The following is a 3,033-nucleotide window of genomic DNA, read 5'->3' as shown; positions in this document are numbered from 1 at the left end:
GAATGAGTACAAAAATCTGCAGAAACGCTACCGCAATATCCTCACCCGCGGTGCAAAGCAGCTCCCGCCTATCCCGCTCAGACAAAACGGCAAACGGGGCCGGGTCGCCAAATCCGATGCGCACAACCTGTGGGAACGACTGAAGAAGCATGAGATGGCAGTACTGCTCTTCGCCAGACTCTCCCACGTGCCGTTTACCAACAACCGGGCCGAACGTGACCTGAGAATGAGCAAGGTCAAACAGAAGGTGTCGGGGTGCTTCCGGACAAGAAAGCACGCCGAGGCCTATTGCCGCATCTCCAGTTACCTGCAGACCATGGCAAATCAGGGATACAATCCGCTGGTCGCCATTCAAATGGCCTTTTCGGGACAGCTCTATGCTGATAGGGGTGAGTAGTTACCAAAAATGATCAGCCCGACACCGGACAGTTCGGGATCGGACTGCAGGCGCCTGACCAGCAATCCTTCCGTCAGCACTTCGATACGGGTGTGGCTGCCAATCCTGCGCTCCATGCGTACCTAGTAACCGACCGTGCCACCGACAGCTTCATCGAGCAAATGAGCCATGTAACGGGCCGCCATGCGCGCCGCCGGACGGCGGGGTTCCAGCATGATGATCTTCCGCCCCTGTAACCAGGGGGCATCCAGCAACGCCAGCGGTATTCTCGTGGTCTTGCCGGACCCCGGCGGCGAAGACAGCACAGCATGACCGTGGGCCAGTGCTTTGTGCAGTCGGGGCAGGATCTGTTCTACAGGCAGGGACATGGCGCAGCATCATAGCACCGCCAGGGGATCCGTGAACAAGTCCGGGGGAAGCAGACCGTGTACGTACCATTCCAGAACAGGGCGAAGTTCTTGGACGGCTCGGGCGCCAGATGTGAGTTCACGACTTCTTCAGCGGTCACCCAACATCAAGTAAGATCCTTGATCTGATCACATGACCTGCCACCGGGGAATTGCTAGAATTCACGGCTTCCTGCCGGCGACAGACAGTCCTTACCCTTGAGCATCGGTAACCGAAAACAGCCCGTGCCCCATTGCACCAGGCGCCTAATGCTGATACTGGCGTTCGCTGCTATGTTCTTCTTTCAGGGATGCGAACAGACGCCTCTGCTGCAAAGGCTGCAGGCCAAAGGCCTGCTGCACATCGCAACTGTCTCCGGCCCCCTGAGCTGTTATCTCGGCGAAAAAGGCGCAGCCGGTCTGGAGTATGAATTGGCAAACCGCTTTGCCAGAAGCCAGGGAATGAAAGCGGTGTTTACGGTTTACCCCACCAGAAATGCCGCCATTCATGCCGTCAAGACAGGCAGGGAAGACATGGCCGCAGGCTTTATCCTCCCTTCCACGAAACACAAGGCCGTTACCTACCAGTCAAACCCCTGGCTGGAAACAAACCCCCAGCTCGCCCATACCATGGGCAGGAAAGCCCTTGACCCGACAGCAGCCGGCGATACGGAAATCATAGTTTCGGCCAACGGTTACCTGTCAGAATTGCTTGAGCGGAAGAAACTGCCGGGAAGCCCATTGCCGGGACTCTCTGAAGAGCTGATCCTCGCGGGAACAAACGCGGGCGCCTACGGCCACACCCTGTCTACCACCGCTCAGCTTCTGGCACATACCAATCAGCTGCCCAATCTTGTTCCAGGTGTATCTCTGGCAGAAAGCACCACCGTCCACTGGCTGTTCAACCGCAGCTTCGATGACAGCCTGCGCAATGCAGCCAATCGCTTTCTTGCAGCCCAGAAACACGCCGGCAAACTGCAACAGCTGCGGGAAAGATATATCGACAAATTGCCGAAACGGAACTATGTGACGCGCCGGGATTTCTGGCAGCATGTAAAGCAACGCCTGCCTGCTTATATCGACCTGTTCAGGCAGGCGGAGAAAGATACGGGTATCGACTGGCGGCTGCTGGCGGCCATTGGCTACCAGGAATCTCATTGGAATCCCAGGGCAGCCTCGCCTACCGGCGTGCGCGGTCTCATGATGTTGACCAAAGCCACCGCGAAACAGCAGCGGATCAACAACAGGCTCGACCCGCGGCAGAGCATCCTCGGCGGCGCCCGTCATCTGTTGTGGATGGAAAAACGCATTCCCGAACGTATACGGGGTGACGACCTGCTGTGGTTCACCCTGGCAAGCTACAACATTGGCTACGGCCATCTGGAAGACGCCCGTATCCTCACCCAGCGGGACAATGCCGACCCGGACAGCTGGGAAGCCGTCAAGCTGCGACTGCCTTTACTCGGCCACAAGAAATACTCCGCCACGCTCAAACACGGCAGAGCTCGCGGCAGGGAACCGGTAAGCTATGTGGAAAACATCCGCTACTACTATCGTCTGCTGACTTACTGGGACAATGCGAAAAATGGCAGGAACTGCACGTCCGGCACGCGTCAGCGACGCCTGGCCCTGAAGAACTGACGAAGTAGATCAGCACTTTGGTCCGCCATCAGGCCTCCACTGACTTCCGTCCGGTGATTGAAACGCGCATCCGAGGGCAACAGATCGAACACGCTGCCCGCAGCGCCCGTGCGCGGATCCGAGGCCCCAAAGATCACCCTGCCCACCCTGGCATGCACGATGGCGCCTGCGCACATGGGACAGGGTTCGAGGGTGACGTATAACGTGGAATCCGGCAGGCGGTAATTCTTCTGATATTGCCCGGCATGGCGCAGAGCCATAATTTCGGCATGAGCGCTGGGATCGTGCCGGCGGATTGGCTGATTCCAGCCTTCCCCAATGATTTTCTCATCGAGTACCAGTACTGCGCCTACAGGTACCTCACCCTGGGTTTCGGCATGTCGGGCCAGCTCGAGGGCGCGTTCCATAAAACGGTTCTGTTTATTCACCTTGCCCTCGCCCACAGGAAAACGAGTACGGGAAGACGCCCCTCATCCTGCTGAATTTCAATCAAGCGTGTCTTCGGCCTCGTGATAGATTTTGGGACATCCCAGTCCCCAAAATCGACTCGGCCTTTGACAACCTATTTGTGCCCCAGCCGTCCTGGTCACCAAGCACTACGCAACAACT

5 protein-coding genes are annotated in these 3,033 nt (G+C 57.6%); 2 read left to right on the top strand and 3 right to left on the bottom strand.

Translation table 11 applies throughout. From position 1 onward, the window contains the following. Positions 1-397: IS66 family transposase (locus ACOCD2_RS15380; RefSeq protein ID WP_419588484.1), on the top strand; the 397-nt coding region annotated here is incomplete at its 5' end. On the opposite strand, the gene ACOCD2_RS15375 is transcribed toward ACOCD2_RS15380, so the two are convergent. Continuing rightward, positions 376-513 carry a hypothetical protein gene (locus ACOCD2_RS15375; RefSeq protein WP_308214459.1) on the bottom strand — a complete coding sequence of 46 codons (138 nt, stop codon included), beginning with the start codon at positions 511-513 and terminating at the stop codon, positions 376-378. The two genes, ACOCD2_RS15380 and ACOCD2_RS15375, sit on opposite strands and share 22 nt — an antisense overlap. Positions 514-519: 6 nt before the next feature. Then, a complete protein-coding gene (locus tag ACOCD2_RS15370) occupies positions 520-765 on the bottom strand; it encodes a hypothetical protein (RefSeq protein ID WP_308214458.1) in 246 nt (81 codons plus the stop codon). 237 nt (positions 766-1,002) lie between these two features. Between ACOCD2_RS15370 and mltF the strand changes: the two genes are divergently transcribed. Further along, positions 1,003-2,424 (top strand): membrane-bound lytic murein transglycosylase MltF, encoded by a 1,422-nt coding sequence (mltF, locus tag ACOCD2_RS15365; RefSeq protein ID WP_293649579.1) that lies wholly within the window; start codon positions 1,003-1,005, stop codon positions 2,422-2,424. Here mltF and tadA read toward each other — a convergent pair. Then, on the bottom strand, positions 2,397-2,852 hold the full coding sequence (tadA, locus tag ACOCD2_RS15360; RefSeq protein WP_293649578.1) for a tRNA adenosine(34) deaminase TadA: 456 nt from the start codon (positions 2,850-2,852) through the stop codon (positions 2,397-2,399). The genes mltF and tadA overlap by 28 nt on opposite strands. Between the last annotated feature and the right edge of the window lie 181 nt (positions 2,853-3,033).

Source organism: Thiolapillus sp. (assembly GCF_048562965.1).
GTDB classification, from domain to species: domain Bacteria; phylum Pseudomonadota; class Gammaproteobacteria; order Chromatiales; family Chromatiaceae; genus Thiolapillus; species Thiolapillus brandeum_A.
Note: the sequence above shows the minus strand (reverse complement) of the source record. Positions and strands in the feature narration are given on the sequence as shown.